Source organism: Enterobacter cloacae complex sp. IR53030 (assembly GCF_049238365.1).
In the GTDB taxonomy this organism is placed as follows: domain Bacteria; phylum Pseudomonadota; class Gammaproteobacteria; order Enterobacterales; family Enterobacteriaceae; genus Enterobacter; species Enterobacter kobei.
The window spans coordinates 62,290-86,122 of the sequence record NZ_JBMKHA010000016.1 but is presented as its reverse complement, the minus strand read 5'-3'; the positions used below and the strand labels follow the sequence as shown (position 1 = coordinate 86,122).

At 56.8% G+C, this 23,833-nt stretch carries 23 protein-coding genes and 1 pseudogene; 20 read left to right on the top strand and 4 right to left on the bottom strand.

What is annotated here, in order from left to right:
* Positions 1 to 23: 23 nt before the first annotated feature.
* The 9 genes from livH (at position 24) to ugpQ (ending at position 8,954) form a co-directional block, all read left to right on the top strand.
* Positions 24 to 950, top strand: a complete 927-nt coding sequence (livH, locus tag ACOTXR_RS16645; protein ID WP_014882121.1) for a high-affinity branched-chain amino acid ABC transporter permease LivH — start codon at positions 24 to 26, stop codon at positions 948 to 950.
* A complete protein-coding gene (gene livM / locus ACOTXR_RS16640; RefSeq protein WP_023336594.1) occupies positions 947 to 2,224 on the top strand; it encodes a branched chain amino acid ABC transporter permease LivM in 1,278 nt (425 codons plus the stop codon). Before livH ends, livM begins: the two co-directional genes overlap by 4 nt.
* The gene (gene livG / locus ACOTXR_RS16635; protein WP_014882123.1) at positions 2,221 to 2,988 is read left to right on the top strand and encodes a high-affinity branched-chain amino acid ABC transporter ATP-binding protein LivG; all 768 of its coding nucleotides are present in this window, start codon (positions 2,221 to 2,223) and stop codon (positions 2,986 to 2,988) included. Before livM ends, livG begins: the two co-directional genes overlap by 4 nt.
* Position 2,989: 1 nt before the next feature.
* On the top strand, positions 2,990 to 3,703 hold the full coding sequence (livF, locus tag ACOTXR_RS16630) for a high-affinity branched-chain amino acid ABC transporter ATP-binding protein LivF (RefSeq protein ID WP_006812273.1): 714 nt from the start codon (positions 2,990 to 2,992) through the stop codon (positions 3,701 to 3,703).
* Positions 3,704 to 3,971: 268 nt separating this feature from the next.
* The gene (ugpB, locus tag ACOTXR_RS16625) at positions 3,972 to 5,288 is read left to right on the top strand and encodes a sn-glycerol-3-phosphate ABC transporter substrate-binding protein UgpB (RefSeq protein WP_421767058.1); all 1,317 of its coding nucleotides are present in this window, start codon (positions 3,972 to 3,974) and stop codon (positions 5,286 to 5,288) included.
* 127 nt (positions 5,289 to 5,415) lie between these two features.
* Positions 5,416 to 6,303 (top strand): sn-glycerol-3-phosphate ABC transporter permease UgpA, encoded by an 888-nt coding sequence (ugpA, locus tag ACOTXR_RS16620; RefSeq protein WP_023331792.1) that lies wholly within the window; start codon positions 5,416 to 5,418, stop codon positions 6,301 to 6,303.
* Positions 6,300 to 7,145 (top strand): sn-glycerol-3-phosphate ABC transporter permease UgpE, encoded by an 846-nt coding sequence (ugpE, locus tag ACOTXR_RS16615; RefSeq protein WP_023331793.1) that lies wholly within the window; start codon positions 6,300 to 6,302, stop codon positions 7,143 to 7,145. The genes ugpA and ugpE overlap by 4 nt, the downstream gene beginning before the upstream one ends.
* A 1-nt stretch (position 7,146) precedes the next feature.
* Positions 7,147 to 8,217 carry a sn-glycerol-3-phosphate import ATP-binding protein UgpC gene (locus tag ACOTXR_RS16610; protein WP_058690155.1) on the top strand — a complete coding sequence of 357 codons (1,071 nt, stop codon included), beginning with the start codon at positions 7,147 to 7,149 and terminating at the stop codon, positions 8,215 to 8,217.
* Positions 8,214 to 8,954 carry a glycerophosphodiester phosphodiesterase gene (gene ugpQ / locus ACOTXR_RS16605; protein ID WP_058690154.1) on the top strand — a complete coding sequence of 247 codons (741 nt, stop codon included), beginning with the start codon at positions 8,214 to 8,216 and terminating at the stop codon, positions 8,952 to 8,954. Before ACOTXR_RS16610 ends, ugpQ begins: the two co-directional genes overlap by 4 nt.
* On the opposite strand, the gene ACOTXR_RS16600 is transcribed toward ugpQ, so the two are convergent.
* Entirely contained in the window at positions 8,944 to 9,315 is a 372-nt protein-coding gene (locus ACOTXR_RS16600) for a DUF2756 family protein (RefSeq protein ID WP_058690153.1), read from the bottom strand. The two genes, ugpQ and ACOTXR_RS16600, sit on opposite strands and share 11 nt — an antisense overlap.
* A gap of 123 nt (positions 9,316 to 9,438) precedes the next feature.
* On the opposite strand from ACOTXR_RS16600, the gene ggt reads away from it, so the two are divergent.
* Positions 9,439 to 11,184: a gamma-glutamyltransferase gene (ggt, locus tag ACOTXR_RS16595; protein WP_023331796.1), complete on the top strand. Its 1,746-nt coding sequence runs from the start codon at positions 9,439 to 9,441 to the stop codon at positions 11,182 to 11,184.
* Positions 11,185 to 11,271: 87 nt separating this feature from the next.
* Here ggt and yhhY read toward each other — a convergent pair whose 3' ends face one another.
* Positions 11,272 to 11,760 (bottom strand): N-acetyltransferase, encoded by a 489-nt coding sequence (gene yhhY / locus ACOTXR_RS16590; RefSeq protein ID WP_014882131.1) that lies wholly within the window; start codon positions 11,758 to 11,760, stop codon positions 11,272 to 11,274.
* 256 nt (positions 11,761 to 12,016) lie between these two features.
* Here yhhY and ACOTXR_RS16585 point away from each other — a divergent pair.
* The 5 genes and pseudogenes from ACOTXR_RS16585 to gntU form a co-directional block, all read left to right on the top strand.
* A pseudogene (locus ACOTXR_RS16585) lies at positions 12,017 to 13,051 on the top strand (oxidoreductase); the annotation flags it as partial.
* 126 nt (positions 13,052 to 13,177) lie between these two features.
* Positions 13,178 to 13,873, top strand: coding sequence for a pirin family protein (locus ACOTXR_RS16580; protein ID WP_000639796.1), 696 nt, complete (start codon positions 13,178 to 13,180; stop codon positions 13,871 to 13,873).
* A gap of 91 nt (positions 13,874 to 13,964) precedes the next feature.
* Positions 13,965 to 14,960 (top strand): gluconate operon transcriptional repressor GntR, encoded by a 996-nt coding sequence (gene gntR, locus ACOTXR_RS16575; protein ID WP_014882133.1) that lies wholly within the window; start codon positions 13,965 to 13,967, stop codon positions 14,958 to 14,960.
* Positions 14,961 to 15,086: 126 nt separating this feature from the next.
* On the top strand, positions 15,087 to 15,614 hold the full coding sequence (gene gntK, locus ACOTXR_RS16570) for a gluconokinase (protein ID WP_014882134.1): 528 nt from the start codon (positions 15,087 to 15,089) through the stop codon (positions 15,612 to 15,614).
* A gap of 3 nt (positions 15,615 to 15,617) precedes the next feature.
* A complete protein-coding gene (gene gntU, locus ACOTXR_RS16565) occupies positions 15,618 to 16,958 on the top strand; it encodes a gluconate transporter (protein ID WP_014833577.1) in 1,341 nt (446 codons plus the stop codon).
* Positions 16,959 to 17,084: 126 nt separating this feature from the next.
* On the opposite strand, the gene plsB is transcribed toward gntU, so the two are convergent.
* Positions 17,085 to 19,505 carry a glycerol-3-phosphate 1-O-acyltransferase PlsB gene (plsB, locus tag ACOTXR_RS16560; protein ID WP_047624764.1) on the bottom strand — a complete coding sequence of 807 codons (2,421 nt, stop codon included), beginning with the start codon at positions 19,503 to 19,505 and terminating at the stop codon, positions 17,085 to 17,087.
* A gap of 154 nt (positions 19,506 to 19,659) precedes the next feature.
* Here plsB and ACOTXR_RS16555 point away from each other — a divergent pair, with 154 nt between their 5' ends.
* The 4 genes from ACOTXR_RS16555 (at position 19,660) to ACOTXR_RS16540 (ending at position 22,476) form a co-directional block, all read left to right on the top strand.
* Positions 19,660 to 20,028 (top strand): diacylglycerol kinase, encoded by a 369-nt coding sequence (locus ACOTXR_RS16555; protein ID WP_014882136.1) that lies wholly within the window; start codon positions 19,660 to 19,662, stop codon positions 20,026 to 20,028.
* A gap of 108 nt (positions 20,029 to 20,136) precedes the next feature.
* Complete coding sequence (gene lexA, locus ACOTXR_RS16550) at positions 20,137 to 20,745, top strand: transcriptional repressor LexA (protein ID WP_014882137.1); 609 nt, start codon at positions 20,137 to 20,139, stop codon at positions 20,743 to 20,745.
* A 63-nt stretch (positions 20,746 to 20,808) separates the two neighbouring features.
* On the top strand, positions 20,809 to 22,146 hold the full coding sequence (gene dinF, locus ACOTXR_RS16545) for an MATE family efflux transporter DinF (RefSeq protein WP_014882138.1): 1,338 nt from the start codon (positions 20,809 to 20,811) through the stop codon (positions 22,144 to 22,146).
* Between the two features lie 120 nt (positions 22,147 to 22,266).
* The gene (locus ACOTXR_RS16540) at positions 22,267 to 22,476 is read left to right on the top strand and encodes a CsbD family protein (protein WP_014882139.1); all 210 of its coding nucleotides are present in this window, start codon (positions 22,267 to 22,269) and stop codon (positions 22,474 to 22,476) included.
* A 48-nt stretch (positions 22,477 to 22,524) separates the two neighbouring features.
* Here ACOTXR_RS16540 and zur read toward each other — a convergent pair whose 3' ends face one another.
* The gene (gene zur / locus ACOTXR_RS16535) at positions 22,525 to 23,037 is read right to left on the bottom strand and encodes a zinc uptake transcriptional repressor Zur (protein WP_014882140.1); all 513 of its coding nucleotides are present in this window, start codon (positions 23,035 to 23,037) and stop codon (positions 22,525 to 22,527) included.
* A 115-nt stretch (positions 23,038 to 23,152) separates the two neighbouring features.
* Between zur and ACOTXR_RS16530 the strand changes: the two genes are divergently transcribed.
* The gene (locus ACOTXR_RS16530) at positions 23,153 to 23,641 is read left to right on the top strand and encodes a cupin domain-containing protein (protein WP_048996666.1); all 489 of its coding nucleotides are present in this window, start codon (positions 23,153 to 23,155) and stop codon (positions 23,639 to 23,641) included.
* The last annotated feature ends 192 nt before the right edge of the window (positions 23,642 to 23,833 follow it).

Here is a 23,833-nt window from a genome sequence, read left to right as displayed (position 1 = left end):
GGCGGGAATAAAAAGGTTTGCATATGTCCGAGCAGTTTCTCTATTTCCTGCAGCAGATGTTTAACGGCGTCACGCTGGGAAGCACCTACGCGCTGATTGCCATCGGCTATACGATGGTTTACGGCATTATCGGCATGATCAACTTCGCCCACGGCGAGGTGTACATGATCGGTAGCTACATCTCCTTTATGATCATCGCCGCCCTGATGATGATGGGCATCGACAGCAGCTGGCTGCTGGTTGCCGCCGGGTTTGTCGGCGCCATTGTGATCGCCAGCGCCTATGGCTGGAGCATCGAGCGCGTGGCCTATCGGCCGGTGCGCAGTTCCAAGCGTCTGATTGCGCTCATCTCCGCCATCGGTATGTCGATCTTCCTGCAAAACTACGTCAGCCTGACCGAAGGGTCGCGCGACGTGGCGCTGCCAAGCCTGTTTAACGGCCAGTGGATCGTGGGGGCCAGCGAAAACTTCTCTGCCTCTATCACCACCATGCAGCTCGTCATCTGGGTCGTGACCTTTATTGCAATGCTCGCCCTGACGCTGTTCATCCGTTATTCCCGCATGGGGCGCGCCTGCCGTGCCTGCGCGGAAGACCTGAAGATGGCGAGCCTGCTTGGCATCAATACTGACCGCGTGATTGCCCTGACCTTCGTGATCGGTGCCGCGATGGCGGCAGTGGCGGGCGTGCTGCTCGGCCAGTTCTACGGCGTGATCAACCCGTACATCGGCTTTATGGCCGGAATGAAAGCCTTCACCGCGGCAGTACTTGGCGGTATCGGCAGTATTCCTGGCGCGATGATCGGCGGCCTGATCCTGGGCGTGGCGGAAGCGCTCTCCTCGGCGTACCTGAGCACCGAATATAAAGACGTGGTGTCGTTTGCCCTGCTGATTCTGGTTCTGCTGGTCATGCCTACCGGTATTCTGGGCCGTCCGGAGGTAGAGAAAGTATGAAACCGATGCATTTTGCAATGGCGCTGCTCTCTGCCGCCATGTTCTTCGTGCTGGCGGGCGTCTTTATGGGCGTCCGGCTGGAGCTGAGCGGCACCAAACTGGTGGTGGATACCGCACCTGACATCCGCTGGCAGTGGGTGTTTATTGGCACGGCGGTGGTGTTCCTGTTCCAGCTGCTGCGTCCGCTGTTCCAGAAAACGCTGAAAGGTGTCTCCGGGCCGAAATTTGTTCTTCCGGCTATCGACGGTTCCACCGTGAAGCAAAAGCTGTTCCTCGTGGCGCTGCTGGTGGCGGCCGTGGCGTGGCCATTCGTGGTCTCGCGCGGCACGGTGGATATCGCTACCCTGACCATGATTTACGTGATTTTGGGTCTCGGTCTGAACGTGGTGGTGGGGCTCTCTGGCCTGCTGGTGCTGGGCTACGGTGGTTTTTACGCCATCGGTGCCTACACCTTCGCGCTGCTGAACCATTATTACGGCCTCGGCTTCTGGACCTGTCTGCCGCTGGCGGGCCTGGTTTCTGCCGCTGCGGGCTTCCTGCTGGGCTTCCCGGTGCTGCGCCTGCGCGGTGACTACCTGGCGATTGTGACCTTAGGCTTTGGCGAAATCGTCCGTATCCTGCTGCTGAATAACACCGAAATCACCGGTGGTCCGAACGGCATCAGCCAGATCCCGAAACCGACCTTCTTCGGGCTGGAGTTCAGCCGTACCGCCCGCGAAGGCGGCTGGGATACCTTCAGCAACTTCTTTGGCGTGAAGTATGACCCGTCCGACCGCGTGATTTGGCTCTACCTGGTTGCGCTGCTGCTGGTGGTGGTGACCCTTTTCGTGATTAACCGTCTGCTGCGCATGCCGCTGGGCCGCGCGTGGGAAGCGCTGCGTGAAGATGAGATCGCCTGCCGCTCCCTGGGCCTGAACCCGACCCGCATCAAGCTGACCGCGTTTACCATCAGCGCCGCGTTTGCCGGTTTCGCCGGGACGCTGTTTGCCGCGCGTCAGGGCTTCGTCAGCCCGGAATCGTTCACGTTTGCCGAATCGGCCTTTGTGCTGGCGATTGTGGTGCTCGGCGGGATGGGCTCGCAGTTTGCCGTCATTCTCGCGGCCATCCTGCTGGTGGTCTCGCGCGAGCTGATGCGTGACTTTAACGAATACAGCATGCTGATGCTGGGTGGTTTGATGGTGCTGATGATGATCTGGCGTCCGCAGGGCCTGCTGCCGATGACCCGTCCACAGCTGAAGCTGAAGAACGGGAAAGCGAAAGGAGAGCAGGCATGAGTCAGCCATTATTATCCGTTAACGGTCTGATGATGCGTTTTGGCGGCCTGCTGGCGGTCAACAACGTGAATCTGGATCTGCATAAGAAAGAGATCGTCTCCCTGATTGGCCCCAACGGCGCGGGAAAAACCACGGTGTTTAACTGTCTGACCGGTTTCTACAAGCCGACGGGCGGCACCATCATGCTGCGCGATAAGCACCTGGAAGGGCTGCCGGGCCAGCAAATTGCCCGCATGGGCGTGGTGCGTACCTTCCAGCACGTGCGCCTGTTCCGCGAGATGACGGTGATTGAGAACCTGCTGGTGGCACAGCATCAGCAGCTCAAAACCGGGCTGTTCTCCGGTCTGCTGAAGACTCCGGCCTTCCGCCGAGCCCAGGAGGAGGCCCTCGACCGCGCCGCCACCTGGCTCGACCGCATCGGCTTGCTGCAGCACGCCAACCGTCAGGCGAGCAACCTGGCCTACGGCGATCAGCGTCGTCTGGAGATTGTGCGCTGCATGGTGACGCAGCCGGAGATCCTGATGCTCGACGAACCGGCGGCGGGCCTCAACCCGAAAGAAACCAAAGAGCTGGACGAGCTGATTGCCGAGCTGCGCGATCACCACGACACCACCATCCTGCTGATTGAGCACGACATGAAGCTGGTGATGGGTATTTCGGACCGTATTTACGTGGTCAACCAGGGCACGCCGCTGGCAAACGGCACGCCGGAAGAGATCCGCAACAATCCGGACGTGATCCGCGCGTACCTTGGTGAGGCATAAGATGGAAAAAGCGATGTTAACGTTCGACAAGGTCAATGCGCACTACGGCAAGATCCAGGCGCTGCACGACGTCAGCCTGCACATCAATCAGGGTGAAATCGTCACCCTGATTGGCGCCAACGGCGCGGGCAAAACCACGCTGCTCGGTACCCTGTGCGGCGACCCGCGGGCTACCAGCGGGCGGATTGTGTTTGATGGCAAAGACATTACCGACTGGCAGACTGCAAAAATCATGCGTGAAGCGGTGGCGATTGTTCCGGAAGGGCGTCGCGTCTTCTCGCGCATGACGGTGGAAGAGAACCTGGCGATGGGCGGCTTCTTCGCTCACCGCGATGAATACCAGACCCGCATCAAGTGGGTATACGAACTCTTCCCGCGCCTGTGGGAGCGCCGTATTCAGCGTGCGGGCACCATGTCCGGCGGTGAGCAGCAGATGCTGGCGATTGGCCGCGCGCTGATGAGCCAGCCACGCCTGCTGCTGCTGGACGAACCGTCGCTCGGTCTGGCGCCGATCATTATCCAGCAGATCTTCGACACCATCGAGCAGCTGCGTAAAGAGGGGATGACCATCTTCCTCGTCGAGCAGAACGCCAACCAGGCGCTGAAGCTCGCCGACCGTGGCTACGTGCTGGAAAACGGCCGCGTGGTGCTTGAAGATACCGGCGATGCGCTGCTGGCGAACGAAGCGGTGCGGAGCGCGTACCTCGGAGGCTAAGCCGTCTGTGTTGCCCGGTGGCGCTTACGCTTACCGGGCCTACATGCCTTTCTCCCTCTCCCTGTGGGAGAGGGCCGGGGTGAGGGCATCAGACCGCACTCAATCACCCAACCCCCCAACACCCTTCACACAACCATCATCCCCCTGACGCTTTGCTGTCATTTATCTGTAAACAAACAGTTATTTTTCTGTCATTCGAGCATGTCATGTTACCTCGCGAGCATAAAACGCGTGATATCGCGCATCCGGCACAATAAGAGAGATGACAATGACATCGTTACGACACACAGCTTTGGGTCTGGCACTGGGTCTGGCTTTTGCGACCAACGCAATGGCTGTCACCACCATTCCATTCTGGCATTCCATGGAAGGGGAGTTGGGTAAAGAAGTTGACTCCCTGGCGCAGCGTTTCAACGACACCCACCCGGATTACAAGATTGTGCCGGTGTACAAAGGCAACTACGAGCAGAGCCTGAGCGCGGGCATCGCCGCCTTCCGTACCGGTAACGCTCCTGCACTGTTACAGGTTTATGAAGTGGGTACCGCGACCATGATGACCTCGAAAGCCATCAAGCCGGTCTATGAAGTCTTCAAAGAGGCGGGCATCAACTTCGACGAGTCGCAGTTCGTGCCAACCGTGGCGGGCTACTACACCGATTCCAAAACCGGTCACCTGCTGTCTCAGCCGTTTAACAGCTCCACGCCGGTCCTGTACTACAACAAAGATGCCTTCAGGAAAGCCGGTTTAGATCCGGAGCAGCCGCCAAAAACCTGGCAGGATCTGGCCGACTATACCGCGAAGCTGAAAGCTGCAGGGATGAAGTGCGGCTACGCCAGCGGCTGGCAGGGCTGGATCCAGATTGAAAACTTCAGCGCCTGGCACGGCCTGCCTGTTGCCACCAAAAACAACGGCTTCGACGGCACCGACGCGGTACTGGAGTTCAACAAGCCGGAGCAGGTGAAGCACATTGCGCTGCTGGAAGCGCTCAACAAAAAGGGCGATTTCAGCTACTTCGGCCGTAAAGACGAATCCACTGAAAAGTTCTACAACGGTGACTGCGCTATTACCACCGCGTCTTCCGGTTCGCTGGCAGATATCCGTCACTACGCCAAATTCAACTACGGCGTGGGCATGATGCCGTACGACGCTGACGTGAAGGGCGCGCCGCAGAACGCCATCATCGGCGGGGCCAGCCTGTGGGTGATGCAGGGCAAAGACAAGGGCACCTACAAAGGCGTGGCCGAGTTCCTCGACTTCCTGGCGAAGCCAGAGATTGCCGCTGAGTGGCACCAGAAAACCGGCTACCTGCCGATCACCAAAGCCGCCTATGACCTGACCCGCGAGCAAGGCTTCTACAGCAAAAACCCGGGCGCGGATATCGCGACGCGACAGATGCTGAACAAGCCGCCGTTGCCGTTCACCAAAGGTCTGCGTCTGGGCAACATGCCGCAGATCCGCACCATCGTGGATGAAGAGCTGGAAAGCGTGTGGACCGGGAAGAAAACGCCTCAACAGGCGCTGGATTCAGCGGTAGAACGCGGGAATCAGCTGCTGCGCCGTTTTGAGCAGTCGACCAAATCGTAATTAAAACCTGCCTCTCACCCTAACCCTCTCCCCATAGGGGAGAGGGGACTGCACGGAGCCGTCTTTTCTCCCTCGCCCCTTTGGGGAGAGGGTCGGGGTGAGGGGTGAATACCTACAGAGCTAACCTATGTCATCATCCCGTCCGGTGTTCCGTTCCCGCTGGCTGCCCTATCTTCTGGTCGCGCCGCAGCTGGTCATCACCGTTATCTTCTTTATCTGGCCTGCGGGCGAAGCGCTGTGGTACTCGGTACAAAGCGTCGACCCGTTCGGGCTGTCCAGCCAGTTTGTTGGCCTGGACAACTTCACCGCGCTGTTCCACGACAGCTACTATCTGGACTCCTTCTGGACGACGATGAAATTCAGCGCGCTGGTCACCGTCAGCGGTCTGGTCGCTTCGCTGTTCTTTGCCGCGCTGGTGGATTACGTGGTGCGCGGCAGCCGCCTGTATCAGACCCTGATGCTGCTGCCTTACGCCGTCGCGCCCGCCGTTGCGGCCGTGCTGTGGATCTTCCTGTTTAACCCGGGGCGCGGGCTGATTACCCATTTCCTGGCCGAATTGGGTTACGACTGGAACCACGCCCAGAACAGCGGTCAGGCGATGTTCCTGGTGGTGTTCGCCTCGGTGTGGAAGCAGATCAGCTATAACTTCCTGTTCTTCTTTGCCGCACTGCAGTCCATCCCGCGTTCGCTGGTGGAAGCCGCGGCGATTGACGGCGCAGGGCCGGTTCGCCGCTTCTTCAGATTATCGCTGCCGCTGATCGCCCCGGTGAGCTTCTTCCTGCTGGTGGTTAACCTTGTGTACGCCTTCTTCGACACTTTCCCGGTGATCGACGCGGCGACCGCGGGTGGCCCGGTGCAGGCGACCACGACGCTTATCTATAAGATCTACCGCGAAGGCTTTGCGGGGCTTGATCTCTCGGCCTCCGCCGCGCAGTCGGTGGTGCTGATGTTCCTCGTCATCATCCTCACGGTGGTGCAGTTCCGCTATGTTGAAAGTAAGGTGCGCTACCAATGATTGAGAACCGTCGCGGGCTGACGATTTTCAGCCATACCATGCTGATTTTAGGGATCATCGTCATCCTGTTTCCGCTGTACGTGGCGTTTGTCGCCGCCACGCTGGACACCAAAGCGGTGTTCGACACGCCGATGACGCTGATCCCAGGTTCGCATTTGTTTGAGAACATGAAGACCATCTGGACCCAGGGCGTGGGCGCGAACAGCGCGCCGTTCTGGCTGATGATGCTCAACAGCTTCATCATGGCGTTCGGCATCACCGTCGGCAAAATCACGGTGTCGATGCTCTCCGCCTTCGCCATCGTCTGGTTCCGTTTTCCGCTGCGCAACCTCTTCTTCTGGATGATCTTTATCACCCTGATGCTGCCGGTGGAAGTGCGTATCTTCCCGACGGTGGAAGTGATCGCCAACCTGAAGATGCTCGACAGCTATGCGGGCTTAACCCTGCCGCTGATGGCCTCGGCGACCGCCACCTTCCTGTTCCGCCAGTTCTTTATGACCCTGCCGGACGAGCTGATTGAAGCCGCGCGTATCGACGGCGCGTCACCTATGCGCTTCTTCCGCGATATCGTGCTGCCGCTGTCGAAAACCAACCTTGCGGCGCTGTTTGTGATCACCTTTATCTACGGCTGGAACCAGTACCTGTGGCCGCTGCTGATTATCCAGGACGTCAGCCTCGGCACCGCCGTCGCGGGCATCAAAGGCATGATTGCCACCGGCGAAGGCACCACCCTCTGGAACCAGGTGATGGCGGCGATGCTGCTCACCCTTATCCCACCCGTAGTCATTGTTTTAGCCATGCAGCGCGCGTTTGTCCGCGGCCTGGTCGATAGCGAGAAATAAGATGGCAGGTTTAAAACTTCAGGCAGTAACCAAAAGCTGGGACGGCAAAACCCAGGTCATTCAGCCGCTGACGCTCGACGTAGCGGACGGGGAATTTATCGTGATGGTTGGCCCGTCCGGCTGCGGCAAATCCACCCTGCTGCGCATGGTGGCGGGGCTGGAGCGCGTGACCTCGGGCGATATCTGGATTGACCGCCAGCGCGTCACCGAGATGGAACCGAAGGATCGCGGTATTGCGATGGTGTTTCAGAACTACGCCCTCTATCCGCACATGAGCGTGGAAGAGAACATGGCGTGGGGGCTGAAAATCCGCGGCATGGGCAAAGGCCATATCGACGAGCGCGTCAAAGAAGCGGCACGCATTCTGGAACTGGACGGCCTGCTCAAGCGCCGCCCGCGCGAGCTCTCCGGTGGTCAGCGCCAGCGCGTGGCGATGGGGCGCGCCATCGTGCGCGACCCGGCGGTATTCCTGTTCGATGAACCGCTCTCCAACCTGGATGCCAAGCTGCGCGTGCAGATGCGTCTTGAGCTGCAGCAGCTCCATCGCCGTCTGAAAACCACCTCCCTGTACGTGACCCACGATCAGGTCGAAGCTATGACCCTTGCCCAGCGCGTGATGGTGATGAACAAAGGCATCGCCGAGCAGATTGGTACGCCGGTGGAAGTTTACGAGAAACCGGCCACCCGCTTTGTGGCGAGCTTTATCGGCAGCCCGGCAATGAATTTGCTGGAAGGGCGTATCAGCAATGCAGGCACGCACTTTGAGCTGGAAAGCGGGATGGCATTACCGATCAACTGGTACTATCGTGGCTACGCCGGGCGTAAGATGACGCTCGGGATCCGCCCCGAGCATATCGGTTTAACCTCTCAGGCGGACGGCGGCGTGCCGCTGGTGATGGACACGCTGGAGATGTTGGGGGCAGATAACCTGGCGCACGGGCGCTGGGGCGAGCAAAAAATGGTGGTGCGTCTGGCACATCAGGAGCGCCCGAAAGCAGGCAGCACGCTGTGGCTGCACCTGCCGGAAAATCATCTGCACCTCTTTGATGGTGAAACAGGACAACGAGTATGAGCAACTGGCCTTATCCCCACATCGTCGCCCACCGTGGCGGCGGTAAACTGGCGCCGGAAAATACCCTGGCGGCGATTGATGTTGGCGCGCGCTACGGTCACACGATGATCGAGTTTGACGCCAAGCTGTCGAAGGACGGCGAGATTTTCCTGCTGCATGACGACAACCTCGAACGCACCAGCAACGGCTGGGGCGTGGCGGGTGAACTGCCGTGGCGCGATCTGCTGAAAGTGGATGCCGGAAGCTGGTACAGCGGTGAATTCAAAGGCGAACCGCTTCCGCTGCTGGCGGAGGTGGCGGACCGCTGTCGTCAGCACGGCATGATGGCCAATATTGAAATCAAACCGACCACCGGCACCGGGACGCTGACGGGTAAAGTCATTGCGCTGGCCGCGCGTGAGCTATGGGAAGGGATGACGGCGCCGCTGCTCTCCTCGTTTGAAATTGACGCCCTGGAAGCGGCCCAGGCTGCCGTGCCTGAACTCCCGCGTGGGCTGCTGCTGGACGAGTGGCGTGAGGACTGGCGCGAGCTGACGACCCGCTTAGGCTGCGTCTCTATCCATCTCAATCACAGGCTGCTGGACGAGGCGCGGGTGAAGATGCTCAAAGACGCGGGTCTGCATATTCTGGTTTATACCGTGAATAAACCCCAGCGTGCAGCCGAACTGCTGCGCTGGGGTGTGGACAGCATCTGTACCGATGCCATAGACCTGATCGGGCCGAAATTTATTTATTAAGCATGCTGCCATTCTGCTGGGTCGGCAGCATATGCTGCTGACCGCTGCTTTGCGACATCCCGCCGCCTAACATTCCGCCGTTTGCGTTTGGCAGCGGCTGCTCACGCACCTGTCCCTGCTGTACGCGCTGGGTGTTGGCGTTCATCTGATTTTGCAGGCTCTGCTGCTGCATCTGGGTCTGTGTTTTCAACTGCTGGTTCAGCATCCCTTTTTGCTGTTGCTGCTGGCTCATCATCTCCGTCTGCATACGCTGCTGGCTCGGGATGACATAACCCTGCTGGTTCGGGTTGTTCATGGTGTTAAGTGGCTGTGCGAGCGCGGCAAACGGGATCAGCGCCGCAAGAATCAGTAAGCGTTTCATTGCCATTTCCTCCTGTTGAGGTCTCTCTTAAGTTTACCCTGATTTCACCATGACGATGATTTTTTAGGAGTTGTGAACCAGGCTTAAGCGGGGAATATGGATCCCTTCACCTGGAGAACAATAATGATGAAACCAACGTTTTTGCGCTGGGTCGCCATCGCCGCGCTGATGGCAGGCGGGACATTTAGCGTGGCGGCCAACCCGCCAGCGGCTCCGCCAGTATCGTATGGCGTGGAGGAAGATGTTTTTCATCCCGTGCGGGCAACCCACGGTATGGTGGCGTCCGTGGATGCGCTGGCAACCCATGTGGGCGTCGACATTCTCAAACAGGGCGGTAACGCGGTAGATGCGGCGGTCGCGGTGGGATATGCACTGGCGGTAACGCACCCGCAGGCGGGGAATCTGGGTGGCGGCGGCTTTATGATGCTGCGCACCAAAGACGGCAAAACGACCGCCATCGACTTCCGCGAAATGGCGCCTGCTCAGGCGTCCCGCGATATGTTCCTCGACGACCAGGGGAACCCGGACAGTAAAAAATCCCTGACTTCCCATCTCGCAAGCGGCACGCCGGGCACCGTGGCGGGCTTCTCGCTGGCGCTGGAGAAATACGGCACCATGCCGCTGAACAAAGTGGTGCAGCCAGCCATTAAACTGGCCCGGGACGGCTTTGTGGTGAATGACGCTCTGGCGGACGATCTCAAAACCTACGGCAGTGAAGTGATTCCCAATCACGAAAATAGTAAAGCCATCTTCTGGAAAGACGGCGAGCCGTTGAAGAAGGGCGATAAGCTGGTGCAGAAGAACCTCGCCAAAAGCCTTGAGCTGATAGCTGAAAACGGTCCGGACGCGTTCTACAAAGGGGCGATTGCTGACCAGATTGCTGAAGAGATGAAGAAAAACGGTGGGCTCATCACCAAAGCGGACCTGGCCGAGTATAAGGCGGTAGAGCGTGAGCCGATTAGCGGAACCTATCGCGGCTACGAAGTCTTCTCGATGCCACCGCCGTCCTCCGGCGGGATCCACATCGTGCAGATCCTCAATATTCTTGAAAACTTCGATATGCATAAGTTCGGCTTCGGCAGCGCGGATGCGATGCAGGTAATGGCGGAGGCCGAAAAACGCGCCTACGCCGACCGCTCGGAATACCTCGGTGACCCGGACTTCGTGAAGGTGCCGTGGCAGGCGTTGACCAACAAGGCATATGCCAAATCCATTGCTGATGAGATCGACATCAACAAGGCTAAACCGTCCAGCGAGATCCGCCCCGGCAAGCTGGCACCGTATGAAAGCAACCAGACCACCCACTTCTCGGTGGTGGATAAAGACGGTAACGCGGTGGCGGTGACCTATACGCTCAACACCACCTTTGGTACCGGGATTGTGGCGGGCAACAGCGGCATTCTGCTTAACAACGAGATGGATGATTTCTCTGCCAAGCCGGGCGTGCCGAACGTCTACGGTCTGGTCGGCGGCGATGCGAATGCGGTTGGGCCGAAGAAGCGACCGCTGTCATCCATGTCACCCACTATCGTGGTGAAAGACGGTAAAACCTGGCTGGTCACCGGCAGTCCTGGCGGAAGCCGGATTATCACTACGGTGTTGCAGATGGTGGTCAACAGTATCGATTTTGGGATGAACGTCGCCGAAGCGACCAACGCGCCGCGTTTTCATCACCAGTGGCTGCCGGATGAACTGCGCGTTGAGAAGGGCTTTAGCCCGGACACCATCAAACTGCTGGAGCAACGTGGACAGAAGGTGGCGGTAAAAGAGGCGATGGGCAGCACCCAGAGCATTATGGTCGGGCCGGACGGCGCGCTGTTTGGGGCATCGGACCCGCGTTCGGTAGATGATTTGACGGCGGGGTACTGATTTTGTTGCCCGGTGGCGCTGCGCTTACCGGGCCTACAACGGCACGAATGTAGGCCGGGTAAGGCGAAGCCGCCACCCGGCAACAAATTACTTCATTCTCGCCATATAATACGCATCCACATACTCACCGTTGCGCAGGGCGTAGCGCTTGCCAGTACCTTCAATCTCGAATCCGTGTTTTTTGTACACGGCTATTGCCGGCTCGTTATCCACAAACACCGTTAATTCGATGCGGTCGACGCGCAGCCAGTTGTCGCACATGTCGATCATGGTGCGGATCAGCGCGCTGGCGACGCCGCGGTTGTGCCACTGTGCGCCTACGCAGATACCAAAATCGGCCACGTGGCTGCGGCGCGGGCGCTGGGCAACATCAATGGTGAGGTGCCCAACCACGATATCGTCAATACAGGCAACCAGTTGCTTAATACCGGGCTGGTCGCCTAGCCGCATCTGCCACATTTCCAGCGAAGGGTGAGGAACCTGTAGCGTGTTGTGGTACACCTCCGGCTGGGCGTGGATCTGACGAATGGCGTCATAATCTTTCGGTTCCGCGTGGCGTATCACAATCTCACTCATCCCTTGTTCCTCAGTCAGTTAAATGTCCCTCTCAACATCAATGACTTTAAAATTTGAGTCAACCGCTATTTTTTGCAAAAAGTATTGGACAAGTGCGAATGAGAATGATTATTATTGCTCTGCATTCAGGAAGACCCCTACGGGAACCTGAAAGCACGACATTGCTCACATTGCTTCCAGTATTACTTTAGCCAGCTTTTAGCTGGCTTTTTTTTTGTTATGGTTAGACTCAATAACCTTCCAAAAGGACTGAGCCATGACACTACATTGCGCATTTATTGGATTTGGTAAAAGTACGACCCGCTATCACCTGCCGTATGTCCTCAACCGTAAAGACAGCTGGCACGTCGCGCACATCTTCCGCCGCCGCGCGAAGCCGGAAGAGCAACTCCCGCAGTACTCCCATATTCATTTCACCAGCGATCTCGATGAGGTGCTTAACGACCCGCAGGTTAAGCTGGTGGTTGTCTGCACCCACGCCGACAGCCATTTTGACTATGCGAAACGCGCGCTGGAAGCGGGCAAAAACGTGCTGGTGGAAAAACCGTTCACCCCAACCCTTGCCGAAGCGAAAGTGCTGTTCGCGCTGGCAAAAAGCAAAGGGCTAACCGTGACGCCGTACCAGAATCGTCGCTTTGACAGCTGTTTCCTGACGGCGAAAAAAGCGATTGAAAGCGGTAAGCTCGGTGACATTGTGGAAATCGAAAGTCACTTTGATTACTACCGTCCGGTAGCGGAAACCCAACCCGGGCTGCCTCAGGATGGCTCTTTCTACGGACTTGGCGTGCACACCATGGACCAGGTCATCTCCCTGTTTGGCCGGCCGGACCACGCTGCGTATGACATTCGCAGTCTGCGCAATAAAGCCAACCCGGACGATACCTTTGAAGCGCAGCTGTTCTACGGTGACCTGAAAGCCATCGTCAAAACCAGCCATTTGGTGAAAATCGACTATCCGAAATTTATCGTTCACGGCACCCGTGGCTCGTTCATCAAGTACGGTATCGACCAGCAGGAGACGAGTCTGAAGGCCAACATTATGCCGGGTGAACCGGGCTTTGCGGCGGATGATTCCGTGGGCGTACTGAAATATGTCAACGACGAAGGCGTAACGGTCAAAGAAGCGCTGAAGCCGGAAACCGGCGACTATGGTCGCGTCTACGATGCGCTGTTTGAAACGCTGACCCGCGGGGCACCCAATTACGTCAAGGAATCTGACGTTCTTACCAACCTCGAACTGCTCGAGCGGGCGTTCGAACAGGCTTCTCCTGCCACGATCACCCTCGCGAAATACGCAAAAACGGCTCCTCTGCGCTTGTTCACAATTTTTGAACAGAGGAGTCAATTTTCACCCTCTATGATCCCAGGCTGTTTGCGTCCACACTTACTCCATCGAAACGAACTGAGGGTGAAAACAATGATCTATTTACGCAAAGCAAACGAACGTGGTCACGCGAATCATGGCTGGCTGGACTCATGGCATTCATTCTCGTTTGCCGACTACTACGACCCGAACTTCATGGGCTTCTCTGCACTGCGCGTCATTAACGACGACGTGATTGATGCAGGTCAGGGCTTCGGTACCCACCCGCACAAAGACATGGAAATCCTGACCTATGTGCTGGAAGGGGCGGTTGAGCACCAGGACAGCATGGGCAACAAAGAGCAGGTTCCGGCGGGCGAGTTCCAGATCATGAGCGCGGGTACCGGGGTGCGTCATTCCGAGTACAACCCGAGTAAAACGGAAAAACTGCACCTGTATCAAATCTGGATCATTCCAGAAGAGACCGGCATCACGCCGCGCTATGAGCAGCGCCGCTTCGACGCCAAACAGGGCAAACAGCTGGTGCTGTCCCCGGATGCGCGTGAAGGTTCCCTGAAAGTGCATCAGGACATGGAGCTGTACCGCTGGGCGCTGGCGAAAGATGAACAGTCTGTGCATCAGATTGCCGCTAACCGCCGCGTCTGGATCCAGGTAGTGAAAGGTGAGGTGTCCATCAACGGCACCAAAGCCACCACTGCCGATGGTCTGGCGATCTGGGATGAACAGGCACTCTCCGTGCATGCCGACAGCGAAAGTGAAATCCTGCTGTTTGACCTGCCGCCGGTCTAAATAATTTCTCAACCTTCCCTTTAAACGGGGAAGGTTGAGCTTTGTCCGTGATAAACTGAGCAAATCTCTCACTTCAAGATTTCTCAGGACGATGAAAAAGAAACGCCCCGTACTTCAGGATGTCGCCGATCGCGTCGGTGTGACCAAAATGACGGTCAGCCGCTTTTTACGTAACCCGGAACAGGTTTCCGTGGCGTTGCGTGGCAAGATTGCCGCAGCCCTTGATGAACTGGGTTATATCCCCAACCGCGCACCCGATATTCTTTCCAATGCGACCAGCCGTGCGGTGGGTGTCCTCCTGCCTTCCTTAACCAACCAGGTTTTCGCCGAGGTGCTTCGCGGCATTGAAAGCGTCACCGATGCGTTTGGTTACCAGACCATGCTCGCCCACTACGGGTACAAGCCGGAGCTGGAAGAAGAACGTCTTGAATCCATGCTTTCCTGGAACATCGACGGCCTGATTTTAACCGAACGTACGCACACCGCCCGCACGCTAAAAATGATTGAAGTGGCGGGTATTCCGGTGGTGGAGCTGATGGACAGCCAGTCGCCGTGCCTCGACATCGCCGTGGGTTTTGATAACTTCGAAGCGGCACGTCAGATGACGGCGGCCATCATCGCCCGGGGACATCGTCATATCGCCTATCTGGGCGCGCGTCTTGATGAACGTACTATCATCAAACAGAAGGGATACGAGCAGGCGATGCTCGACGCGAACTTAACCCCGTACAGCGTAATGGTTGAGCAGTCCTCTTCCTATACGTCGGGTATTGAGCTGATGCGTCAGGCGCGACGCGAGTATCCGCAACTGGACGGTATTTTCTGTACCAACGATGACCTTGCGGTCGGTGCAGCGTTCGAATGCCAGCGCCTGGGGCTGAAGATCCCGGAAGATATGGCGATTGCGGGTTTCCACGGCCATGACATCGGCCAGGTGATGGAGCCGCGTCTGGCGAGCGTGCTGACACCGCGTGAACGTATGGGCCGCATTGGCGCAGAACGCCTGCTGGCGCGCATTCGTGGCGAGACGGTTACGCCTAAGATGTTAGATTTAGGTTTCACCTTGTCACCGGGTGGATCTATTTGAGCTGACAAATTTGAACTAGCTCACACTTATTCACTTCGCGCACGTTTGGATATTGCTTCTCTTTTGCCCCGGCAGGACAATGTTACCGATAACTGTTACCCGTAACAATTGACTGAGGGACACCCTTTGAGCACGACTAATCATGATCACCACGTTTACGTCCTGATGGGCGTGTCCGGTAGCGGTAAATCTGCCGTGGCGAGCGAAGTGGCGCATCAACTCCAGGCTGCGTTTCTTGATGGTGACTTCCTCCATCCGCGCAGCAACATCATGAAAATGGCCTCCGGCGAGCCGCTGAACGACGACGATCGCAAACCGTGGCTGCAGGCGCTGAACGACGCCGCATTCGCTATGCAGCGTACCAACAAAGTTTCGCTGATCGTCTGCTCCGCGCTGAAAAAAACCTACCGCGATCTGCTGCGCGACGGCAACCCGAACCTCTCTTTCATCTACCTGAAAGGCGATTTCGAGGTGATTGAAAGCCGACTGAAGGCGCGTAAAGGTCACTTCTTCAAAACCCAGATGCTGGTGACGCAGTTCGATGCGCTCCAGGAGCCGGGTGAAGATGAGAAAGACGTCTTAGTGGTTGATATCGATCAGTCACTGGAGGGTGTTGTAGCCAGCACCATCGAGGTCATTAATAAAAGGCAGTAAGTTTTGAGTACATTAACGCTAGTTTTGACAGCAGTGGGTTCGGTATTGCTGCTGCTGTTTTTAGTGATGAAGGCGCGTATGCACGCCTTCGTTGCTTTGATGGTGGTTTCTATTGGTGCAGGTCTCTTTTCCGGTATGCCGCTCGACAAGATCGCTGCGACGATGGAAAAAGGGATGGGAGGCACGCTCGGCTTCCTGGCGATAGTGGTCGCGCTGGGCGCGATGTTTGGCAAGATTTTACATGAGACGGGCGCGGTCGATCAGATTGCCGTCAAGATGCTGAAATCCTTCGGCCACAGCCGCGCGCACTATGCGATTGGTCTGGCGGGTCTGATTTGCGCGCTGCCGCTGTTCTTCGAGGTGGCGGTTGTGCTGCTGATTAGCGTGGCATTCTCTATGGCGCGTCATACCGGTACCAACCTCGTGAAGCTGGTCATTCCGCTGTTTGCGGGCGTGGCGGCAGCGGCAGCGTTTCTGTTGCCTGGGCCCGCGCCGATGCTGCTGGCCTCCCAGATGCACGCTGACTTTGGCTGGATGATCCTGATTGGCCTGTGCGCCGCGATCCCGGGAATGATCATTGCCGGCCCGCTGTGGGGCAACTTCATTAGCCGTTACGTTGAGCTACACATTCCGGATGACATCACCGAGCCGCATTTGGGCGAAGGCAAAATGCCGTCCTTTGGCTTCAGTCTGTCACTGATCCTGCTCCCGCTGGTCCTCGTGGGTCTGAAAACCATCGCAGCGCGTTTTGTGCCGGTGGGCTCTACCGCCTACGAATGGTTTGAGTTCATTGGTCACCCGTTTACGGCGATCCTGGTGGCGTGTCTGGTGGCTATTTACGGCCTGGCGATGCGTCAGGGAATGCCGAAAGACCGCGTGATGGAGATCTGCGGTGCCGCGCTGCAGCCTGCGGGTATTATCCTGCTGGTGATTGGTGCCGGTGGCGTGTTCAAGCAGGTGCTGGTGGATTCTGGCGTGGGCCCGGCTCTGGGTGAAGCGCTGACCGGAATGGGCCTGCCGATTGCGGTAACCTGCTTCGTGCTGGCGGCGGCCGTGCGTATTATCCAGGGTTCCGCCACCGTGGCGTGTTTAACCGCCGTGGGTCTGGTAATGCCGGTGATTGAACAGCTGAACTACTCCGGTGCGCAGATGGCAGCGCTGTCTATCTGTATCGCGGGCGGTTCAATTGTGGTCTCTCACGTTAACGACGCTGGCTTCTGGCTGTTCGGTAAATTTACTGGCGCCACCGAAGCGCAAACCCTGAAAACCTGGACGCTGATGGAAACCATCCTCGGTACGACGGGTGCGATTGTCGGGATGATTGCCTTTACGTTGCTGAGCTGAATGCGGTGATTTAACCCGGCTCAAAAATAAGGCCCGGTAGCGTTAACGCTGACCGGGCCTTAATCTTTTCATCTTATGCAGAACATCAGGCCGGGAAAGATGAAACCACCACCCGGCTTTTTTACATCAGTCGCCCTGCGTCGCGCTCTCAATCGTCAAGCGCACATCTGACGTAATCAGCTCTGCCAGCATCTGGTAAACCTTCAGCGTCTCTTCTGGCTCGGCATCGCCCGTATCACTGATGAAGCCTTCATCACGCAGCGTCAGCACGAGGGAACTGAAGACCGCTTTGTCGAAGAATTCTGGTGCGTTAATGCCGTGCAGCACAGACAGGCGCTGTGCCAGCGTCCGGCTCTCTTTCTCCAGCGTACCGCGGTTGATCGACGGGTTCGCACTCAGCAGCCAGAACGTAATGGCGTAGCGCTGCAGCGTTTCGCGCGCGCCGGCCGCCAGCAGCTGCAGGGTTCGGGAGCGTGACGGATTGATATGCAGCTCATCGTTGGCAACGGTGATCAGCCCCTGACGACGAAGTTCTTCCGTCAGTTTATCCAGCTCAACGGCCAGCTCATCTTTGCTCCAGCGCAGGAACAGCTCCGCTTTCAGCATCGGGTAGAGCGTATCAACGTGACGCAATAGCTCCTGACGTGAAATGTGGCGATGCTGGGTAATGATGGCCGCCATCAGCGACGGCAGCATCAGCATATGCGCGATGTTGTTGCGATAGTACGTCATCAACACGGCCTGTTCGCGCGGCAGAATGATGATGTCGCCGATCGTGTCCTTCTCGACTTCAAACTTGTTCATCTGCAACGCGTGATCGATGAGCTCGCTGGCGGTAGCCGCAGGAACCGTTGAATCAACCGAGTACGGCACGTTGCGCATCATGTCCAGGTAGCAGTCCAGCTGCTCCGTGAGCTGTTCACGGGTCAGGGAGCGCTGACGAGAAGCCAGTAGCGCGGTACAGCACAGGTTCATGGCGTTAGCCGCCCCCGCGTTGTTAATACGCACCATCAGCTCGGATGCAATGCCGTTAACCGTTGGCGTCAGCCAGGCAGGACGAACCGCTTCGATAGGATCGATGGATTCGCGCCACTCCGGAACGTGATGGTTCAGGTACGTCATCAGCGGCATTGGCTCGCCAAAGTTCACGTAGCCCTGACCCAGGTTGCGTAACTTGCTCAGGCCGCGCAACATCTGCGGCAGGCTCTCTTTCTCTTTGGTTGCGCCACGCAGTTCTTTGGCATACGTACCCACTTCCATGACGTGCTCATAACCAATGTAGATAGGCACCAGCGTGATCGGACGGGTTCCGCCGCGCAGCATCGCCTGAATGGTCATCGACAGCGTGCCGGTCTTCGGATCAAGCAGACGTCCGGTACGGGAGCGACCACCCTCCACGAAGTACTCCACGGAATAGCCGCGACTGAACAGTTCGCCCAGATACTCGCGGAACACGGTGGAGTAGAGCTTATTGCCCTTGAAGGTACGACGGATAAAGAAGGCGCCCAGGCGGCGGAAGATCGGGCCCGCTGGCCAGAAATTCAGGTTAATACCGGCCGCGATGTGCGGTGGTACCAGCCCCTGGTGATAGAGCACGTAGGAGAGAAGCAGGTAGTCCATGTGGCTGCGGTGGCAGGGGACATAGACAATTTCATGGCCATCATGCGCCAGCTGGCGTACACGCTCGGCGTTATGAACGTTGATGCCCTGATACAGGCGGTTCCAGGTAAAGCCGAGAATACGATCGGAAAGGCGAATCATCTCGTAAGAGAAATTCGCGGCAATCTCTTCCATCAGCGCAATGGCGTTCTGCTGGGCTTTCTCATGCGAAATCTTCTTGCTACGCGCTTCGTCTTCAACGGCGCGGGCGATCGCTTTGGAGGCCAACAGTTTGTTGAACAGGTCCTGACGCGCCGGGAGTCGTGGCCCGACGGCCGCGAGGCGCTGACGGGCGAAGTGCATACGTGCTACGCGCGCCAGCTTCTGCGCGATGATCTTGTCGGTACCGTGCTCATCTGCCATTCGGCGCAGTGAAACGGAAGGGGAGAAGCGCACAAAGCTGTCGCGTCCCAGCCAGGAGACCGCGAAGAACTTCTGGATGCCGTTAAGCATACGCAGCGGCGGATTCTCTTCGCCTTTTTCACGGCCCGGACGGCGGCCAAACATCACCGATACCGGCACCATCTGCACATCCAAATCGGGATTGCTGCGGTGCAGGTCGAGATAGTCGTGGAACAGCTTAATGGACTCTTCTTTTGGCGTGTAATAGGTAAATACACGCGGCCCGCCATGAATGAACACGTAGCGCGGCAACAACGTGCCGTCGACTTCCAGCGGTTCAAGCGGGTCAGGTAAGTCATGCGCCAGACATTGGGCGCGAAGGGTCAGTAAGTCTGCCTTCGAGTTATAAGGCAAAACGTACATAATAGGACGCGACGTATCGAGCCCCAATTCCAGCGCGGGTTCTGCTGGGATAGACTTGCTTTTTACCAGGATGCTTAATGGTAAATTAAGTAATTTGTAGTAAATTCGTGGCCAGCCGGACATAAACGATGTAAAGCCTCTGGTTAATAATGCAATTGCGGCGCAAGGATAACAGAAAGCGCGCAAAATTTCTGTTGTTACCCGTCATACTTCAGGCTGTAGCGAAACGCGCTACAGTTCCTGTTACTGACGCTTTTTTTCATAAAAGGTTCTTTTAATGGCCAATAATACCACTGGGTTAACGCGTATCATCAAAGCCGCCGGCTATTCATGGAAAGGTTTCCGTGCAGCGTGGATCAACGAAGCCGCCTTTCGTCAGGAAGGTGTCGCCGCTATCATCGCGGTCATCATCGCCTGTTTCCTTGATGTCGATGCTATTACCCGCGTACTTCTCATCGGTTCCGTGCTTCTGGTGATGATAGTGGAAATTCTCAATAGCGCTATTGAGGCCGTTGTTGACCGTATTGGCTCAGAATTCCACGAGCTCTCCGGTCGCGCGAAAGACATGGGTTCTGCCGCTGTGCTGCTGGCGATTATCACTGCAGTCATTACCTGGGTCACGCTGCTTTGGTCACATTTCCGATGAGCCTCGAGGAATAATTAAGTCCCTGGTTTTTTGTGCAGTTTTTGGTTCCAAATTCACCTTTGACTGTATATACTCACAGCATAACTGTATATACACCCAGGGGGCGGAATGAAAGCATTAACGACCAGGCAGCAAGAGGTGTTTGATCTCATTCGGGATCATATCGGCCAGACGGGTATGCCACCCACGCGTGCGGAAATCGCTCAGCGTCTGGGCTTCCGTTCTCCGAATGCTGCCGAAGAACACCTGAAAGCGCTGGCACGTAAGGGCGTGATTGAAATTGTTTCAGGCGCGTCACGCGGTATCCGCCTGCTGGTGGAAGAAGAGACGGGCATTCCGCTGATAGGCCGTGTTGCTGCGGGTGAGCCGCTGCTGGCGCAGCAGCATATCGAAGGCCACTACCAGGTTGATCCTGGTATGTTCAAGCCGAGCGCAGATTTTCTGCTGCGCGTAAGCGGCATGTCGATGAAAGATATCGGCATTCTCGACGGCGATCTGCTGGCGGTACACAAAACGCAGGATGTGCGGAACGGCCAGGTGGTGGTCGCGCGCATTGATGACGAAGTGACCGTTAAGCGTCTGAAAAAGCAGGGTAACACCGTTCAGTTGCTGCCCGAAAACAGCGAGTTCTCTCCCATTGTGGTCGATCTCCGCGAACAGAGCTTCTCTATCGAAGGTCTGGCGGTCGGTGTGATTCGCAACGGTGAATGGCTGTAATCTCTTCCTGACAGGCTACGGTTCCGCTGTAGCCTGCCTTATTGACCACTCCCGGTGTTTCTCATGTCACTGCTGACGGCATCCGATAAGGCATTGTGGCGTCTTGCACTGCCGATGATTTTCTCCAATATCACCGTGCCCTTGCTGGGTCTGGTCGACACGGCCGTTATTGGGCATCTCGATTCCCCTGTCTATCTTGGCGGCGTGGCGATTGGCGCGACGGCAACCAGCTTCCTCTTTATGCTGCTGCTCTTTTTGCGCATGAGCACCACCGGACTCACGGCACAGGCGTATGGTGCAAAAGATCCGTTACGTCTGGCGCGGGCGCTGGTGCAGCCGCTGATTCTTGCGTTGGGCGCGGGCGCGTTAATCGTTTTACTCCGTGATCCCCTGATTGACCTTGCGCTCCATATCGTTGGCGGCAGTGAGGCGGTACTGGAGCAGGCGCGACGTTTTCTCGAAATCCGCTGGCTCAGTGCGCCCGCTTCGCTGGCAAATCTGGTTCTGCTGGGTTGGTTACTGGGCGTTCAGTATGCTCGTGCGCCAGTGATTCTGCTGGTCGTGGGAAACCTGCTCAACATCGTGCTGGATCTCTGGCTGGTGATGGGCCTCCATATGAACGTGCGGGGCGCGGCACTGGCGACGGCGATTGCTGAATACGGGACCTTTGTGATGGGGCTGTGGATGGTCTGGCGCGTGCTGGCGATGCGCGGGATCTCCCTCGCGCTGCTGAAAACCGCATGGCGCGGCAATATCCGTAAGCTGCTGGCGCTTAACCGTGACATCATGCTGCGCTCGCTGCTTCTGCAACTCTGCTTCGGCGCGCTGACGGTCTTCGGTGCACGGCTGGGGCCTGAAATCGTCGCGGTCAACGCGGTATTGATGACGCTGCTGACGTTTACCGCCTATGCGCTGGACGGCTTTGCCTACGCGGTTGAAGCACATTCGGGGCAGGCGTATGGCGCGCGTGAAAGCGGGCAGCTTCATGATGTCTGGCGGGCAGCCTGCCGTCAGTCAGGACTGGTAGCGCTGGTGTTTGCCGTGGTCTATGCCTGCTTCGGCGAACAGATTGTTGCTTTACTGACCTCTCTCCCTGCGCTGCGCGAACTGGCGAGCCACTATCTCATCTGGCAAGTCATCTTACCGGTGGTGGGTGTCTGGTGTTATCTGCTGGACGGCATGTTTATTGGTGCGACGCGCGGGGCGGAAATGCGTAACAGTATGGCCGTTGCGGCGGCGGGATTTGGCCTGACGCTGCTGACGCTTCCCTGGCTGGGTAATCACGGTTTGTGGTTGGCGCTTGCGGTCTTTCTCTCTCTGCGTGGCCTGTCGCTGGCTTTTATATGGCGCCGCCACTGGCAAAACAATACCTGGTTTCCTTCGCGTCACGATATATCGTGATGGTTAAAGATTCCGAATATGAAATCAACCGCCGAATCCTTAACTACAATAATTATCACGTCCAGCAGAAAAGAACGTAACGGACGTTACGACCCGACGCTTAACTAAGAGGACACGATGATGAATAAAGACGAAATCGGCGGCAACTGGAAGCAGTTCAAAGGTAAAGCGAAAGAACAGTGGGGTAAGCTGACAGATGACGATATGACCGTCATTGAAGGTAAGCGCGATCAGCTTGTCGGTAAAATTCAGGAACGTTACGGCTACGCGAAAGATCAGGCGGAAAACGAAGTCAAAGACTGGGAAACCCGCAACGATTACCGCTGGTAACGCTGAATAACCTACTGGGGCGGCTTCAGGCCGCCTTTTCTTTTGCTGCTAACGCGGCTTTTTTTTCACCAGAATAGAGTGGTCATGCTGACACTCATCCTGATGTCGACACGCTTCCACCTCGACACACGCTGAACACAGCCCGTGTGCTTCAATCACATTATGACGCAGGGCAAACCCCATTCTTGCCGCCAGCGTATGCATAATGTCTTCCACGCCTTCCGCAGCTTCTTCTTTCACTACGCCACAACGGTCGCAGATAAACATGGCCGACGTGTGGGTGGGCTGATCGAAAAGATGGCACAGTACATAGCTGTTTGTGGATTCCACTTTATGAACAAATCCTTGTTCCAGCAGGAAATCCAGTGCGCGATACACCGTCGGCGGTTTAGCCTGCGGCTCGCTTTCGCGGAGCAGGTCGAGCAGGTCATAGGCGCTGATGGCACCCTGTTGCAGGCTCATCAGACGTAAGACTTCAAGGCGCTGCGGAGTCAGGCGCACATTGCGTTGCGCGCACAGCTTTTCGGCCTGCGCTAACAGCTCTTTTGTGGACTTATCCATTGAGCACCTCGGATGTTCTGGGACGTAAAACCCTCACTTTATCATGTTCTGGTAAAAACACCGATATCCGTCAGGCTGTGCTATACCTGACGCATCGCAAATCGGGAATATCATCATGAAAAAACCAGACTGTATTAAGCACTGGCGCGACATAGAAGGGCCGGATGACGCCACCTACCCCGACAGTAATGAGCTCTTTTCTATCGGTGCACCGCTGGCCCGCAGCCTTGGCCTCCGACGTATCGGCATTCATCATGAGCGTTTAATGCCCGGGCGTCGGACATCCTATCCCCATGCAGAGAGTGACGAAGAAGAGTTTATCTACGTGCTTGAGGGCTATCCTGAAGCCTGGATTAATGGCTATTTGTGGAAACTTGAACCCGGCGACAGCGTGGGCTTTCCTGCCGGAACCGGCGTCTGCCATACCTTTATCAACAACACGGATGAAGAGGTTCGGTTACTGGTGGTGGGCGAGGCCAACAAGAAGCACAACCGCATCTACTATCCGCTCAATCCGGTCTATGCCGCCACGCGGGAGGATCGCTGGGTTGACCATCCTCCGCAGTTTTTTGGCCCGCATGATGGAAAACCTGTGAAAAAATAATTTCCTCTTCTATAAATATTGAAGGCCGTCACAAATTACAACAGGCCGTAAGGGAATTTCACTTAGGGAAAGAAATAGCGGGTCTTTTGCTTCTTATTCACAGCAATAGTTCGTTCCTGTTTGGGTGATAACAGACAGGGGTTATCTAATAACAAACTATTACGGGCATACTGTGAAAAAACATTTTAAATT